Origin of the sequence: Methylohalomonas lacus (genome assembly GCF_024808875.1) — a bacterium.
Taxonomy (GTDB): domain Bacteria; phylum Pseudomonadota; class Gammaproteobacteria; order Methylohalomonadales; family Methylohalomonadaceae; genus Methylohalomonas; species Methylohalomonas lacus.
In genome coordinates this window covers 187,968-201,924 of record NZ_JANUCT010000001.1, presented here as the reverse complement: position 1 = coordinate 201,924, position 13,957 = coordinate 187,968, and the positions used below count along the sequence as shown (strand labels likewise).

17 protein-coding genes are annotated in these 13,957 nt (G+C 54.0%); 8 read left to right on the top strand and 9 right to left on the bottom strand.

Annotation, left to right across the window (positions count from 1 at the left end):
* Positions 1-8: 8 nt before the first annotated feature.
* Together J2T55_RS00995 and J2T55_RS00990 are read left to right on the top strand one after the other, a co-directional pair.
* Entirely contained in the window at positions 9-572 is a 564-nt protein-coding gene (locus tag J2T55_RS00995; RefSeq protein WP_259053632.1) for a terminase small subunit, read from the top strand.
* Between the two features lie 87 nt (positions 573-659).
* Positions 660-947: a hypothetical protein gene (locus tag J2T55_RS00990; protein ID WP_259053630.1), complete on the top strand. Its 288-nt coding sequence runs from the start codon at positions 660-662 to the stop codon at positions 945-947.
* A 57-nt stretch (positions 948-1,004) separates the two neighbouring features.
* Here the strand turns inward: J2T55_RS00990 and J2T55_RS00985 are convergent, their stop codons facing one another.
* Genes J2T55_RS00985 through J2T55_RS00975 form a run of 3 tightly spaced genes read right to left on the bottom strand, consistent with a single transcriptional unit; the run spans position 1,005 to position 2,049 of the window.
* Complete coding sequence (locus J2T55_RS00985) at positions 1,005-1,610, bottom strand: hypothetical protein (protein ID WP_259053629.1); 606 nt, start codon at positions 1,608-1,610, stop codon at positions 1,005-1,007.
* 10 nt (positions 1,611-1,620) lie between these two features.
* Entirely contained in the window at positions 1,621-1,827 is a 207-nt protein-coding gene (locus tag J2T55_RS00980) for a hypothetical protein (protein ID WP_259053627.1), read from the bottom strand.
* Between the two features lie 18 nt (positions 1,828-1,845).
* Complete coding sequence (locus tag J2T55_RS00975) at positions 1,846-2,049, bottom strand: hypothetical protein (protein WP_259053625.1); 204 nt, start codon at positions 2,047-2,049, stop codon at positions 1,846-1,848.
* Between the two features lie 122 nt (positions 2,050-2,171).
* Between J2T55_RS00975 and J2T55_RS00970 the strand changes: the two genes are divergently transcribed.
* Positions 2,172-2,795, top strand: coding sequence for a tyrosine-type recombinase/integrase (locus tag J2T55_RS00970; protein WP_259053624.1), 624 nt, complete (start codon positions 2,172-2,174; stop codon positions 2,793-2,795).
* Positions 2,796-2,946: 151 nt separating this feature from the next.
* Here the strand turns inward: J2T55_RS00970 and J2T55_RS00965 are convergent, their stop codons facing one another.
* From J2T55_RS00965 to J2T55_RS00950, 4 genes are all read right to left on the bottom strand, one after another.
* Entirely contained in the window at positions 2,947-3,927 is a 981-nt protein-coding gene (locus tag J2T55_RS00965) for a CFI-box-CTERM domain-containing protein (protein ID WP_259053622.1), read from the bottom strand.
* Between the two features lie 11 nt (positions 3,928-3,938).
* Positions 3,939-4,445, bottom strand: a complete 507-nt coding sequence (locus tag J2T55_RS00960; RefSeq protein WP_259053620.1) for a DUF1737 domain-containing protein — start codon at positions 4,443-4,445, stop codon at positions 3,939-3,941.
* 751 nt (positions 4,446-5,196) lie between these two features.
* The gene (locus J2T55_RS00955) at positions 5,197-5,520 is read right to left on the bottom strand and encodes a hypothetical protein (protein ID WP_259053618.1); all 324 of its coding nucleotides are present in this window, start codon (positions 5,518-5,520) and stop codon (positions 5,197-5,199) included.
* A gap of 88 nt (positions 5,521-5,608) precedes the next feature.
* Positions 5,609-6,064: a hypothetical protein gene (locus J2T55_RS00950; protein WP_259053616.1), complete on the bottom strand. Its 456-nt coding sequence runs from the start codon at positions 6,062-6,064 to the stop codon at positions 5,609-5,611.
* A 443-nt stretch (positions 6,065-6,507) separates the two neighbouring features.
* Here J2T55_RS00950 and J2T55_RS00945 point away from each other — a divergent pair, with 443 nt between their 5' ends.
* From J2T55_RS00945 to J2T55_RS00925, 5 genes are all read left to right on the top strand, one after another.
* Complete coding sequence (locus J2T55_RS00945) at positions 6,508-7,179, top strand: SOS response-associated peptidase (protein ID WP_259053614.1); 672 nt, start codon at positions 6,508-6,510, stop codon at positions 7,177-7,179.
* Between the two features lie 56 nt (positions 7,180-7,235).
* Positions 7,236-7,820: a LexA family protein gene (locus J2T55_RS00940; protein WP_259053612.1), complete on the top strand. Its 585-nt coding sequence runs from the start codon at positions 7,236-7,238 to the stop codon at positions 7,818-7,820.
* 105 nt (positions 7,821-7,925) lie between these two features.
* Positions 7,926-8,654, top strand: coding sequence for a hypothetical protein (locus J2T55_RS00935; protein WP_259053610.1), 729 nt, complete (start codon positions 7,926-7,928; stop codon positions 8,652-8,654).
* A 351-nt stretch (positions 8,655-9,005) separates the two neighbouring features.
* Positions 9,006-10,292: a Y-family DNA polymerase gene (locus J2T55_RS00930; RefSeq protein WP_310521955.1), complete on the top strand. Its 1,287-nt coding sequence runs from the start codon at positions 9,006-9,008 to the stop codon at positions 10,290-10,292.
* Positions 10,285-11,160, top strand: a complete 876-nt coding sequence (locus J2T55_RS00925) for an endonuclease I family protein (RefSeq protein WP_259053608.1) — start codon at positions 10,285-10,287, stop codon at positions 11,158-11,160. Before J2T55_RS00930 ends, J2T55_RS00925 begins: the two co-directional genes overlap by 8 nt.
* Positions 11,161-11,577: 417 nt before the next feature.
* Here J2T55_RS00925 and J2T55_RS00920 read toward each other — a convergent pair whose 3' ends face one another.
* Positions 11,578-12,135: an HhH-GPD family protein gene (locus J2T55_RS00920; RefSeq protein WP_259053607.1), complete on the bottom strand. Its 558-nt coding sequence runs from the start codon at positions 12,133-12,135 to the stop codon at positions 11,578-11,580.
* Positions 12,136-12,282: 147 nt separating this feature from the next.
* A complete protein-coding gene (locus J2T55_RS00915) occupies positions 12,283-13,923 on the bottom strand; it encodes a hypothetical protein (protein WP_259053605.1) in 1,641 nt (546 codons plus the stop codon).
* Positions 13,924-13,957 lie beyond the last annotated feature (34 nt).

The following is a 13,957-nucleotide window of genomic DNA, read 5'->3' as shown; positions in this document are numbered from 1 at the left end:
GATACCACATGGCTACCAACAAGAACGACAAGGCCAACACCAGTCGAACACACAACGGAATCAAGCTCACAAAAGCGCAGCAGCGCTTCTGTGACGCTTATCTCGCTGATCCCGAAAGAAACGGCACTCGGGTCTACAAGCAGCTTCATCCCAAAGTTAACGATAAGACCGCAAGGGCCAATGCCTCCCGGATGCTAGCAAATGCTAACGTTTCAGCTTATGTTGAACAGAAGGAACAGGAAATTCACGACAGGCTAATGGCCCAATATGAGGCCAACGAAGACAACATCATCCGCGAACTTTCGGCGATGGCGTTCGCGCGCCTTTCTGATTTCATGTATTGGGGTCCTGAAGGGATCAGCCTCAGAGATTGCAAGACACTCGATGCCATGCAACAAGCTGGTATCGTGGAGCTGAGGCAGACTCGTGATAGCGTGAGCGTTAAGTTACAGAAACGTGAAGCCCTTTATCTTTTGGGGCAACGTCTTGGCTTGTTCAATAACGACGGGAATACCGAACAACGTGTCAAAGTCTATATAAACCACGACTTGTCAGCGGCGGATGAGCAATGAGCTGTCTGACCTACCCGTCATTGACGTATTCCGCGGGTGACTCCTAGCCTTGCGGTCATCAGTCCAGTTATACGGGGAGGTGACACAATGCGACGTCTCGTTCTGACAACGCTCCTGGCCGCCGTGACCATGCCGGTTGTGGCTGACACGTATGTCGAGGGCTACACCCGGGATGACGGTACGCGTGTCGAAGGGCACTACCGGACCGAGCCTAATGAGTTCAAGTTCGATAACTACTCGGCCGAGGGCAATACCAATCCCTATACCGGCGAGCCCGGCTATAAGGATCACGAGTTCAGCAGCCCCGATCTGGAATCGGACTACGGCACCAACAGCGGCTACGACACGGACTTTGATACTGGCTACGACTGGTAGCGGGCCGTCGTCGTCAGATGCTGCCGGCCCTAGTCCATCTGAACGATATTCAGCGGATCAGCTCATGAATAATCCCATGGTCCTGTCGCTGCGGTGGGAATCCAGAGCGGACTGAATCAGGGCGGTCAACTCCACCGCGTGAACCTGTCGTTGCCGGAGCAGCGCCGCCGCGACGGCACCGATGGCCTGCCAGTGTCGAGGCCGGGCCACCAGGCGCCGCGTGTAACGGCGTTCACAGGCCAGCCAATCGGCCGGCAGGGGTTTCGGTAAGGCGCAATACCGCGACAGGTAGCGGTACGCATCGACCAGGAAGTCGTGACAGCGCTCGGCCCGTTGCAGGTCCGATCGGGCACCCAGCGAGCGCAGCGGCGTCGCCAACAGCTTTGCCTCGGCCAGTGGCCCCGCCAGAAAAATCCGTATGTCAGCCTGGTACTTCGCCAGGGTCTGCAACCAGACCGCACGGATGTTGCCGGGGGTGGGTTCAAAGACCGGCCAACGCATCCTGGGCCCAAGCCGGGTGCAGCCATCGCCCGGCAGCCGTGTCGAAACCCGAATGTCTTGCACCGGCCGGCGGTGATGCAGAGCGACCACCGCGTGTGCGGCCTCGTGCCAGGCCGTCAGCTCAATGTCGACATAACCCTGTCTGCTGCGCTCCATCGGCATGACGGGCCATTCAGCTTTTGTGTAAACGCGGGAACGGAATAATCGCGGCGGACCGCCTGGGCCGGACATTGTATTGACCATCCGCCGTCAACGAACCCGACGACGACGGTGCATCATCCGGGCGCTGGGTGCAGTCGATCAGGCAATGGCCCTGCATGGGCAGCCACACGACCTTGCGGTCCTCGGTGATCGCATAGGGTTTGGGGCGTTCACTCATGGCGCAAACGGGGTCTCTTCAATCCTCGGGCGCATCCGGTGTGTCCGTGAACAGTGCCTGCTGTTCGGGGACGGGGATACCGAGGGTGTCGCAGCGCTCGCGGATGAGCACCTCGATCCAGTTGGCCACGCTGCGGTGCTCGCGCTCGGCGGCGATGCGGGCGGCCTCCTTGAGACCGGGGTCGATGCGCAGGTTCAGGGTGGCGACTTTGCGGGCGGTCATGGTTGGCACCTCGTGAAAGTATGCGTTACATTGTAACGCATATAAGACACAGCCATAAACCAAACCGACTTTCCCGAAATCACCCCAAAACGGGAAAGTTCACGACGGGGAGGACAGCCACAATGGGAGCTGAAGCGAAGGTTATCCCGCTCAACCAGCGTTCGTTTTCGGGAAAGTTGCCGCGCCGGCCGACAAACGCCGAGCTCCGCAGCCGCGAATACCTGACCGAAGACGAGGTCCAGGCGCTGCAGAAGGCCGCTGGCAACCAGGGCCGACATGGCCACCGGGACACCACGCTGATCCTGCTGGCCTACCGTCACGCCCTACGCGTCTCGGAGCTGGTCAGCCTGCGCTGGGAGCAGGTCGATCTGAAGCAGGGCCTGCTGCACATCACCCGCCTGAAGAACGGCACCCCGTCTACCCACCCGCTTCGGGGCCCCGAACTACGCGCTCTGCGGCGGCTGAAGCGGGACTACCCGGACACGCCGTATGTCTTCGTGACCGAGCGCCGGGGCCCGATGACGGCGTCAAACGTCCGCAAGCTGGTCGCGCGGGCCGGTCAGGCCGCGGGCCTGCCGTTCCCGGTCCATCCACACATGCTGCGACACGCCTGCGGGTTTAAGCTGGCCAACGACGGCCAGGATACCCGGGCCCTGCAGCACTACCTGGGCCACCGCAATATCCAGCACACGGTGCGCTACACTGAGCTGAATGCCCAACGGTTCAATGGATTCTGGGGTGACTAGCGATTCGATGTCAGCGTCCGGCGTGCAAATTAAAACTTGAACCCTGTATCAGCAGTGCAGGATGCTGAGTCATCACGCGCTATATAGTAGAGCGGGAGTAGAAACCCAGATCATCTATTAAGACAGTATTACAGATTTATTACTTTTATAACTATTTTCTTTTAGTCATTTTTATTATGAAAATAATAGGCTTAAGAATTAGCTGCCTAATTATTATAGACGCTAGAGAATTTCTTTTTATACGGGTAGCTAAATACTCTCCATTTTCGTTATACCAATCTATGAATAGCCTGCCAGCAGCTGCTTTACTTAGAACAGTATCCCTGAAATTTCTTAAGACATCCAAGTCCGGATGAGTACTACCTAAAAGACTTGTTGCAATAAAACATTTTGAATTAGCTCTTGCTTCATTTTTAGCTTCTTCACGAGCTTTTTCCATCTCCTCGAAAAGTTCATCAAAGGCATCTTTTTCTTCAATCTGGTTATAATTTTGTTCTATCTTTTGCCTTACTTTTGGGTTCAGATGCCCAAAATTGTCATGTTCGGGAACGTCATCCAATGCTAGGAACATTCGTGTAGCACCTATTGCTACTTCATTCAAAGTGCCATCACTATTTTGTAAGTTGAGTTCTTGCGTAATGAAATTCAAGGCTCCTTCTTCGATTTTTCCGATGCCGTCGCCAGCTGAAGCAACTTCAACACAATATATACAAGCCGCAGTACGTAATACAGGATGCTTGATATAATCACAACTCTGGGTGATTATGAATTCGAAATTATCTACGTTTAATTCAGTTGAAAGATGGTTAATTATTTCCATCATATCTCTACGTCTAAAAACTTCTCTCCTTTCAGGAATGGTGCCAGGCTCGGAAGAAATCCCATCCATAAGAGGCATAAGAGGCTCGATGATGTCAGCCCCAACTTTTTCTGGATTTTTTATACGAAAGTATAATGTATACAGTGCAGGCACAATTGCATGAAATACAATATCATTTCGCTCCTCTATCTCAGATTCTGAAGAGTTGGCTTCATCCAGAACTCCAATCGTATAAATTATGCCTACTAAAAGCGCTATAGATTCTAATGAGTTGGTTTCTGGATTTAATATATCGTTATTCAAATCAGACATAATTTATATCCTTATTCGTATTTGACCATTGCTTGTATGTATTGATTACCAGCTACAGGCGACATCCCAAATGCTGCAGAACTCACCCCACCCAGAGGCACCCAGCCGAATTTCATGGCATTCATAACTTCTTCACACAAACCAGCTTGTGTCTTTGATGACTTTATGACGTAATCCTTGATTTTCATAGATTCATGTATAGTAGGATTGGATGAATTTGTTTGGTTATATGTTTTGTTGCTGACAGGTTTATTGCTTGAAATCTCATTTATATTATTAGCAATATATTCGAGGCTGCTGTCTTCATTATTTAAAATGTCTGCTGCAGCCTCTTCGGCCGTATCATAATTATTTATAATTTTATGAATGTTTTTAAGATCAGTTGTATCTAAGGTTATGTCTTCAAACTCTTCTTTTCCTTTTAATACATTTAGTAATTTTTCATAGTTAGGTGATTTAATATTGCCAATTGTTCTGGATATTAGTTCTATATGCTTTTTAGTAAGTTTTCTGTCCATCCTGTTTTATCCCAATTATTTATAAGTTTTTTCCTAAGTATTTCAGCCACCATTTCGGTGAGTAGATAATAAAAAATGCTGTAGTATCGGAGTATTAGCTTCTAGCTATGAATAATAAGTCCAAAAAATCATTAAATTTTACTTTGCCAACTAAATAGCTGCACATAAATGTAGATCAAAATATAACTCTGGCGTCCCGAGCTGATCGAATCGAAGAGATGAACTAGACGACAGATCAGACAGCAGGTAGCCCGAATAATATCTATGGCAAAATGTATTGCTGCTTCTTGAGCATTTGTAGACGTGACTGCATGCCCGTAACGGACACATTCTCTGACTGAGTGCAGGTATCATGCCTGAGCACATACGTCTTTCTCAGGCAGGTGGCACCCGTAAATGACCTTGCGCGTACAGTGTTTCAAATCCCTCCAGATTGTTTGATCAAGGCCGCAAGCTCAGAGTAATTGTCCCGAGACTGCTTAGTTTCCCGCCCCTGTTCGTTTTTTTTGAAGTGTCTTGGGAGCAGCTGGCCGACCATGCTGCAGAGAACTTCTGGTAGCCTTCAAAAGGCTTCCACTGGAATAGCTCCGTTTGACCAGACTGATCACAAACAGCGGATGTTGCAGGAACACGGCGTGATGATGCTGTGTGATACTGTTCATATAATGACATGACTTACTTTGTATGCTGACCAGTACTCCGGAGAAAGTCAGCGTCATCCGTCAGGTTAACTAACGACACTTTCTGTACTCTATCCAGATTGCAGGTTCTTATAATTGTATTCCCGCAATCTCTGACGACAAATGGCCAATTCATCATCGGTGAAAAGGCCATGATAGTCTGGATTGTCGACGATCAACGCTTCTACCGTCAGGTCGAGCCGTCCAAGCTCCCATAGGGCCGTGTACCCCTCCGAAACGCCATTTGCATGAAGCAGTGTACGTGCTGCCTGTATGCCACCGTTTTCGCCGACCATGTGCAGGAAACGTGTTGCGTGATAACCGGCCTCGGACATCGCGCGCTGATAAATATTCAGCATGTCGGCGTGAAACCTGTCTTCTAGGTTATTGTTCATGAGATAGCTTCCTGCCAAGCATGTTTGATCTGGTTCGGAGCGATGAATGGATTTGCCAATGTTACGGGAGCCGGCTCGTTATCCATCCTTACATGAACTGCCCCCGCGCAGTGACAAAGGCGATCAACTTGGGATAGACCGCCCAGTCCTTGATGATGAAGTAGGGCTGTGCACTGGGAACAATATTGGGCTCATCACCAATAATGGCCTGTAAATCGGTAACAGACACCGGTGGTGAATAGATACGGATGGATGTCGGCGCAAACTTGGCCATGGAGGCATACAATGGTTCGTCGTTGTCCACTGCCTGCCCATCGGTACTTCGTGAGTAACCAGTTATGACGCCTTCCCCAACTATCTTGTCATTATAGCGGAACAGGACAATGGAACCCGTGCTGAGCGACTTCACGGCCCTGCCTGAGCGCATGTGGTAGTGCCCACCACGCGCCTTCAGCCCGGTCAGTAACCAAGTCGTCAGTGTATCAATTGTTGGAAACTCATCCCGGTTGTGGGGAAATATCCGAATATGTGGCTGATTTTCCATCCTTGGTCCCCCAGTAGGCTGAATCTGATGATTGGGTATTTAGAGACCCCTGATAGCCAGCTTGTTATCGGCCCCGCACCGGTGGCAGTGGTTGCGGGCGCGCTCGTAACCCCGTGTTAACCCCAGCGGGTGCGTGGTTTGCTGCGTGTGATGCCGGTTTGAGCCCATTTCATCCGCTATACAGTCATCGCAGAAAGCGGATGGTCGCCTGCTGTTCAGGAATTCGACGACACGCTCGGCAAGTGTCATGGTCTCAGTTTCCCCTATGTTTACATGAGCAAACAGGGTGCCCAATATAACGATCGATATGGCCTATGCAATGCGCCCGGCCAATGGCCTGCTGACGGTTCCGTAGGCACTCAGCCAATCTGACTAACTCCTTCTTATTTTCTTATGGGCTTTTGCTAACGTGGCTGTATCCTTGAACAGCATCTATATTCGACATGTGCGGACGCTACACACTGGCCAGCTGTAAACTGACCCGCTTCGAGCAAGCCCTCAAAGTAACTTTGCCTGAATTGGAGGCGCGCTACAATATTGCTCCCGGTCAGGCTAATCCAATCATTCATGCCACTGCTGCCGGCTACCAGTTGGGCCTTTTCCAGTGGGGGCTGGTCCCGCACTGGCTGAAGGAGCCCAAGACCCAGTATTCCACTATTAACGCCAAGGTCGAGACGGTCGCCGACAAGCCGTTCTACCGCGACGCCTTCCGCCAGCGCCGCTGCCTGGTCCCGGCCGACGGCTACTACGAGTGGCGCAAAACGGGGGACGGCAAGCAGCCGTATTACATCCACCAGGGCGGCGAGCTCTTCGCCTTCGCCGGTCTCTGGGAGACCTGGGCCGGTGACGGTGCCGAGCCCTTCGAATCCTATACCATCATCACCGGCCCGGCGGCCGAGGCGGTGGCCGACCTCCACCCGCGCATGCCGCTGGCGCTGCCCGAGCGGGTCTGGTCGGCCTGGCTGGACCCGGCCACATCACGGGCCGAGTGCCAGACACTGCTCGAAGCGCCCATTACGGCCTGGCATCACCATCCCATCAGTACCCGCGTGAACAATCCCCGCAACGACAGTCCCGACCTCGTCCAGCCGCAGGGCGCCCCGGGCGGTGAGTGATTGCCATCGGCCGCCATTTCTGATTACCGTACGGGAATCAGAGAACGGAGGTGTACATGAGTCCACGCGGGGGCCAACGGCCCGGTGCCGGCCGCAAGCCCGGCAGCAACGACTACGGCGAACCGACGCGCCCGGTTCGGGTACCGACCAGCCTGGTGCCCGAGCTGCAGGCGGTCCTGGCCGCGTACCGCAACCGGCAGGGCCGCGCCGCGGCTGACACGGCCGAGCTGCTGGCGCCGGCGGCCAATCCGCAACGCCTGCGGCGGCCGCTGTTCGCCTTCCGGGTGCCGGCCGGCTTCCCGTCGCCGGCCGAGGACTACGTCGAGAAGACCATCGACCTGAACGAACAGCTCATTCAGCACAAGGAGGCGACCTTCTTCGTGCGCGTGAAAGGTGACTCCATGATCGACGCCGGGATCCATGACGGCGACACCCTGGTCGTGGACCGCGCCATCGAGCCCAAGCACCGGCACATCGTGCTCGCCGTCATCGACGGTCAGCTGACCGTCAAACGGCTCATCAAGCACAAGGGCGAGGTCTGGCTGCATGCCGAGAACGCGGCCTACGCGCCCATAAAGCTGGATCCGGAGACTGGCTGTGACATCTGGGGCGTGGTCAAGCACGCCATCCATTCGTTCTGAGCCGTCGTGCGCAGGATGTCACTAATGAAGGCCCTGCTGGCTCGGTAGTTAAAGCGACAGGCAGAATGGCCATAGGCCACAAGGACTGATTCGAGGGGATGTCGTATGGATATTGATTCAATTGCCGAAGCGTACCTCGTGCGCCTCAGAAAGCGCCAGGAAACGGCCCTGCAACATGCCCCTGATTACCTGGCGCTGCTCGAGAAAGCGGGCCAGACGCACGGTGATTATCCGTACTGCGTCGGTGATGACGAAGGGCAGCTCCTGTATGTTTGCAGCAGAGACGCGATTTACAGGACGTACCCGTTTTACGAACCGGGTTCAGACGAACTCGAACACGGCCATGACCCGCTCGAGTACGAACTGGCGGCCGGGGATGCCTATCTGGTCATCTGGCATTTGGCCGATGACTCGGAAGTCAGCTATATAGGCGACGATGAGGGCGTCGTCTTCAGCGAGGTAACACTCGAACTCTACAAGCAACGCTTCGAGGAAGGCGGCTATGCGCTGATGCACGACCGGGTTACGCGGGCAGACAAGGAGGGCGACGGCGGACTGATTGTGCCCGTAAGTACCTATCATGAGGCCATCGGCAAGAGCCTTTTCAGGCTGGAGCACCTCGTGCGGGGCCTGGTCGATGACATTTACAACACAGACGAACCTATCGCCGATGAACAGGGCGAAGCGATCAGTGCCGATGAGGCATTCAACCAGGTGCTCTACAGTGACGAGATCCGGGCGATCCTGTTGGAGGACATCGACATGATGTACCGCAAGGTTTTAAGGCCCGCCATTTTCGACTCGCTGCGGGCCCAATTGCCGCGATCGCGCTGATGGCCGGTTCGCTGAATCCGTAGCCAGGGGCGACCTGCGAGGCAGTATCGCACCCGCTCATCACGGGACGTACATACCCCATATGGGGGACGCGTAGGTGGGTATGACTGGCTAGAGTGGCGCTTCACCCACGGACGGAGTCGCCACCATGTATTGCCGCAACTGTCATCGGCTGGTCTGCGTCGGTGAGTGCTACTGCACAGCCTGCCAGCAACAGCTGCGTATGGCACCACCCAGGCCGCCGACAAAAGTCCTGGAAAGCCTGTATAGCTGCGTGCGCCGCTGGCTGAAACGCGACCCCGGGCAAGGCCGGAATGAACCCGAACATTAACCACGAGCCATTCAGCGACCATGATGACCACCCAGTATGCGCTCATCGACGGCAATAACTTCTATGTCTCGTGCGAACGGGTGTTCAACCCGGCGCTCGAGGGCAAACCCGTCGTCGTGCTGTCGAACAACGACGGCTGTGCCGTGGCCCGGTCGAACGAGGCCAAGGCACTGGGCATTGCCATGGGCGCGCCCTGGTTCAAGATCCGCCACCTGGCTCAAAGCCACGGCCTGGTAGCGCTGTCGTCGAACTACACGCTCTATGGTGACATGTCGCGGCGCATGATGACGCTCATCGGCCAGTACAGCCCCGACCAGGAAATCTACTCCATCGACGAGTCGTTCCTGCGTTTTAGTGGCTTCGAGCACTGGGACCTCACGGCTCATGGCCAGCAGCTACGCGAGCAGGTGAAGCAGTGGATCGGCATCCCGGTGTGCGTCGGCCTCGGTCCGAGCAAGACGCTCGCGAAACTTGCCAATCACTACGCCAAGAAGCGTCCCGCTTTTAATGGTGTCTGTAATCTCTCGGTGCTGAATGCGAGACAGGTTGATGCATTGCTGGCCGACACGCCGGTCGGCGAGGTCTGGGGCGTGGGTCGTCGCCTGACCGAGCACCTGGCTGGTTACAACATTCAGACCGTGCTCGACCTGAAACAGGAGCCGGCAGCAACGCTGCGCGCCCGCTTCGGCGTTGTCATGGAACGCACCATCCGAGAGCTGAACGGCATCGCCTGCTACCCGCTGGAGAGCGAGCCTGCGCCGAAACAGCAGATCGTCTCGTCGAAGTCCTTCGGCCGGCCCGTTACCGAGCAGCGTGAGCTGGAAGAGGCGGTCTCCGACTATGTCGCCCGCGCCGCCGAAAAACTCAGGGGCCAGGGCAGCGTGTGCGGCGCGCTGCAGGTGTTCATCGAGACTAACCCGTTCATCCCCGGCGAGCCGCAGTACCATAACGGGGCCGTCACACGCTTGGCGCAACCAGCCAGCGATACCGGTGCCCTGACCCGACAGGCACTGGTGGGATTACGGAAAATCTATCGGCCCGGCTATCGGTACAAGAAGGCGGGGGTGATGCTAATGGACTTAATCGATGGCGATCAGATCCAGGCCGACCTGTACGGGGATACATATAATGACCACTATGCGACCGACCGACTGAATGATCTGGTCGATCAGCTGAATAGGCGCTACGGGCAGGGTTGTTTGCGGCGGGCCTCGGCAGGTTTTACGCAAGGCTGGCGGATGCGGCGCGAGAACCTGACGGCCACCTTTACGACCGACTGGAACGGCCTGGTATGTGCCCATGCGTGATGTTGCCTTCAAATCCATACGGATCCTGATTGGCGTTGTTCTGCTCGGCCTGTTCGCCGGCGGGCTGCAGGCCGACCCGCCCAGCGGTTATTACGAGGATGCCCGCGGCAAAAGTGGAGCGGCACTGCGTGAGGCCCTGCACGCAATCATCCGCGACCATGAGGTCCTGCCGTATACCCGCAGCGGCAACGACGACTGGCTGGATGGCGAGGACCGGGATGTCTGGGAAGCACTGCTCTACACCGACTCGGCCTGCCCGGACTACCGGCCGGAATGCGGCTTGGTCCAGCTGCTGTACTTGGATGACTTCCGGCATCTGGATATGGCGTACCGCGGCGGACGCGGGCCTGACAAGTGGTCCCGCGAGCACATCTGGCCCAAGTCACGCGGCTTCCCGCGCCAGTCCCAGGACGGCTACACGGATCTGCATCACCTGCGCCCGGCCGATCGCAGTCTGAACGGTGCCCACCGCAACTACGGCTACGACGATGGCGGTGAGCGGGTCATGGACCGGTTGTCCGATGGCAGCGAGGTAGCCACCACGGCCCGGCTCGACCGCGATCGTGCGTCCTTCGAGCCGCCGGACCGCGCCAAGGGGCAGGTCGCCCGGATGCTCTTCTACATGGCGGTGCGCTACGAGGGTGACGGCGACATGCCAGATCTGGAACTCGTCAACCGCACCGAGCTGACCGATGAGCCCCGCATCGGCCGACTGTGCACGTTGCTCGACTGGCACAACCAGTACGGACCGACCGACTTCGAGCGCCGGCGCAATGACCGGGTCCATGCCATCCAGGGCAACCGCAATCCCTTCATCGACGAGCCCGGCTGGGCGAACCTCATCTGGGGCCAGCGATGTGAAGCCTGATCAGGGCGGCTAGATCAAATTGGGAAAATCAAACTTTCCCATTTTCGAACATTGGGAAAAACCTGAACAGGCGGCTGAAATTGCGGCATCGCGGGGAAGTGGCTCGCAGACTTTCCCGAAAATGGTCATATATAGGAAAGTAGTTATTCTTGTAAGAGGCTTAATTCCGGAAGAAGGACAGGATGTTGCATAAATTCCTAGCAGAATCTGACGTAATAACGCCATGCCTTCACTGTTACACTCAGCTCCTAATATATATAGTCAATGATTATCCGGCCAAATTTATTGAGATCAAGGATTACAATATAATACCGTCAGCCGTATGTACCTATATTATTAACCACCTGTACTCTTCCATGACTTAGCTTGGCTAATCAACTATTTACAGGTTTATGACATTTGTAGATGGCGGATCTGCTAGACGAGTCTTTCTGAAACGTTTCCTTGATAATAATTGCAGCCTTTCTTGAGAGGACATTGACTACATAAGGGTTCTCTGTTCTTGCAAAGAACTGCACTTAGATCAAGTATGCCCCAGTTAACCTCAATAGCTTTATCACAAGAAACAACTCGCCACGCTAGATCTTGTAGGTACTTGTCATAACGGATGTCTGCGAGCGTCCGTGGTCCGAAATACCTTTCCAAGACCCGCGCCATACCAGCGTCGAGCAGTGGGGCCGGGGTGCCGGCAGCCAGTAACTGGATCGCGTTGGCCACGTACTGGCCCACGCCAGGGAGCTTTTCAATTTCTACCCTATCGTGGGGTACTCGGCCATCCATTTCCATGATGGCATTGGCGAGGTTTACCAGTGTTGCTGTACGGCGTCGCCAAATACCCAGCGGCCTTAAAAAGCTCTCCAAACCCTCGGAGTCCGCGTTGGTCAGGCTATACCAATCCGGATAATGGCTAAAGAAATCATCATAGAAGGCTGCAACGTTTGCTGCCCTAGTTCTCTGCAGGAGTATCTCTGTCACGATTAATCGGTAGGTGTCGGCGTCACTCGTTCGCCACGGGAATATCCGACCATTGACTAGGTACCAATTGTAGATTTTATTCCTGAACGAGGTAATCCTTCTTTCTGAAACACGGATCAATACATCTCACTCCGCTTTTTATCCACATTATATATCAGTATCTACCTCGTAATAGGAATAGAAATTGGAGAAACGTGATACCAGGTATTGAAATTCTTCGTCGTCGAAGGTGCTAATGGGTTGGAGCCAATAGACGACCAGATAGTTGGCACCTGATATTTCGGTGATGGCCAATGCTAGACCTGATTGCCAGGCACCGGAAAGATACTCCTCATACTCTTTCTTAAGCAACCCCTTCTTGCCCAGCTTGCGTAACGGCGTGTAGTATCGGACGATACTAGTTTCATCCCCGGGTTTCTTGTCCAGAATCTCGAAGTATATTTTCTGCTTCTTTTCCTTTTCTCCCCCGCCCAGTGGTTCAATGTAATAGGAAGCTGCCTCCACGTTATAGCCCACCCTATAATTCTGCCCTCTGGCAAGGGCAATGAGCATCAAGTGAGAAGAGTCCAGTTTAATATCACGTGACAGGAAACACTTATCACCGTAGTAAACGGTGTCTACCGTAGAATAATATTCGGTGGAATCTATCTCCGAATAACTCAGTTTTTTGGGTTTACCGGAGTAAAGATCAATGAGCATTTCGCTAAACGTATCTAGTTCCTCCCGAGTCTTACCCTTTAGCCCCGCGTGGAAACGTCCGAGCCCCTCGTACAACCCTCCAAGGACGTATACCAGGAATTGGACGGTGGCACCAAGCCGATGATCGTTCTGAAATGATTCTATTGCTTCAATTTTCTTCGTGAACATGAATGCTAAGGCTGCCCGCAACGCAGGTGTGGACGAATCGTCGAGCCTAGTAGGTATCTCCTTATCACCATCCTGTATACGCTTAACGTAATCGATCCACTTGTGTATCTTCTCCGCGTTTTGCTGAGACAACTCGCCAGTAAGATTATCCGCCCCTGACAATATGTGATTAGGCGTAACCCCCCTGTTAATACCTCTCTCCCGGACAATATTCCAGACGCTTTTCCACGCAAGTGCATCCAGTTCCTCGTAGTTCCTGTTGTCCGTGCCCACTGCTACTTCGTAGGCATTTATGCCGAGCTCGTCGCGGGATGACAACGTCGACAGTAACTTCTCGGCATGCTCATCGTGGTCTCTGGTTTTCTGTAACATGAACTTTATTGAGGCCAGGACTCCACCTAGCTTACCAAGTTCGTCCATGACAGGATTGTGTACGGATGACTCGTTTGCGTCTCCTGCCATGCGCTCTTGGTCGAACGTGAATGCGTCATCAAAACATCCCGGCCTCACAGCTAAGTCGAACAGGTGCAGGGGCACATCAGCAAACATTCTCAGCCTGTCACCGAGCTCGTTTTTCATGTCCTCAGATTGGAACACAATTTCCTTGATAGAGGAGCATGGAAGCGGAGCCTTAATCTCGTAGGCGCCGTTTTGATCGGTTGCCGTGCCTTGTGGTACTGAGACCCTGACGATTACTGGTTGACTTTCATCAAGCGCGCAGTGCTCCAGATCCTCACTGGGCACGGTTTCCGTATAACCGGTAAGCTTGTCACCCTCTCTGGCACTAAGGGAACACAGTGCGAGGTTACGTGCCAGGTAGGATATGGAAACAGGTACGTACAACATCGTAACCTCGCCATTTTTGACATCTACCTCGTCTGGAAACATTGTTGCCTGTTTCTTATCCTTTTTGCTCGCCATGTATATCTCTCTTTTTCATGCGCTATTTCTGGAC

Excerpts from the sequence above, each read along its gene's own strand:
- J2T55_RS00995 (WP_259053632.1), top strand. The coding sequence starts at position 9 with ATGGCTACCAACAAGAACGACAAGGCCAACACCAGTCGAACACACAAC.
- J2T55_RS00990 (WP_259053630.1), top strand. The coding sequence starts at position 660 with ATGCGACGTCTCGTTCTGACAACGCTCCTGGCCGCCGTGACCATGCCG.
- J2T55_RS00985 (WP_259053629.1), bottom strand. The coding sequence starts at position 1,610 with ATGCCGATGGAGCGCAGCAGACAGGGTTATGTCGACATTGAGCTGACG.
- J2T55_RS00980 (WP_259053627.1), bottom strand. The coding sequence starts at position 1,827 with ATGAGTGAACGCCCCAAACCCTATGCGATCACCGAGGACCGCAAGGTC.
- J2T55_RS00975 (WP_259053625.1), bottom strand. The coding sequence starts at position 2,049 with ATGACCGCCCGCAAAGTCGCCACCCTGAACCTGCGCATCGACCCCGGT.
- J2T55_RS00970 (WP_259053624.1), top strand. The coding sequence starts at position 2,172 with ATGGGAGCTGAAGCGAAGGTTATCCCGCTCAACCAGCGTTCGTTTTCG.
- J2T55_RS00965 (WP_259053622.1), bottom strand. The coding sequence starts at position 3,927 with ATGTCTGATTTGAATAACGATATATTAAATCCAGAAACCAACTCATTA.
- J2T55_RS00960 (WP_259053620.1), bottom strand. The coding sequence starts at position 4,445 with ATGGACAGAAAACTTACTAAAAAGCATATAGAACTAATATCCAGAACA.
- J2T55_RS00955 (WP_259053618.1), bottom strand. The coding sequence starts at position 5,520 with ATGAACAATAACCTAGAAGACAGGTTTCACGCCGACATGCTGAATATT.
- J2T55_RS00950 (WP_259053616.1), bottom strand. The coding sequence starts at position 6,064 with ATGGAAAATCAGCCACATATTCGGATATTTCCCCACAACCGGGATGAG.
- J2T55_RS00945 (WP_259053614.1), top strand. The coding sequence starts at position 6,508 with ATGTGCGGACGCTACACACTGGCCAGCTGTAAACTGACCCGCTTCGAG.
- J2T55_RS00940 (WP_259053612.1), top strand. The coding sequence starts at position 7,236 with ATGAGTCCACGCGGGGGCCAACGGCCCGGTGCCGGCCGCAAGCCCGGC.
- J2T55_RS00935 (WP_259053610.1), top strand. The coding sequence starts at position 7,926 with ATGGATATTGATTCAATTGCCGAAGCGTACCTCGTGCGCCTCAGAAAG.
- J2T55_RS00930 (WP_310521955.1), top strand. The coding sequence starts at position 9,006 with ATGATGACCACCCAGTATGCGCTCATCGACGGCAATAACTTCTATGTC.
- J2T55_RS00925 (WP_259053608.1), top strand. The coding sequence starts at position 10,285 with ATGCGTGATGTTGCCTTCAAATCCATACGGATCCTGATTGGCGTTGTT.
- J2T55_RS00915 (WP_259053605.1), bottom strand. The coding sequence starts at position 13,923 with ATGGCGAGCAAAAAGGATAAGAAACAGGCAACAATGTTTCCAGACGAG.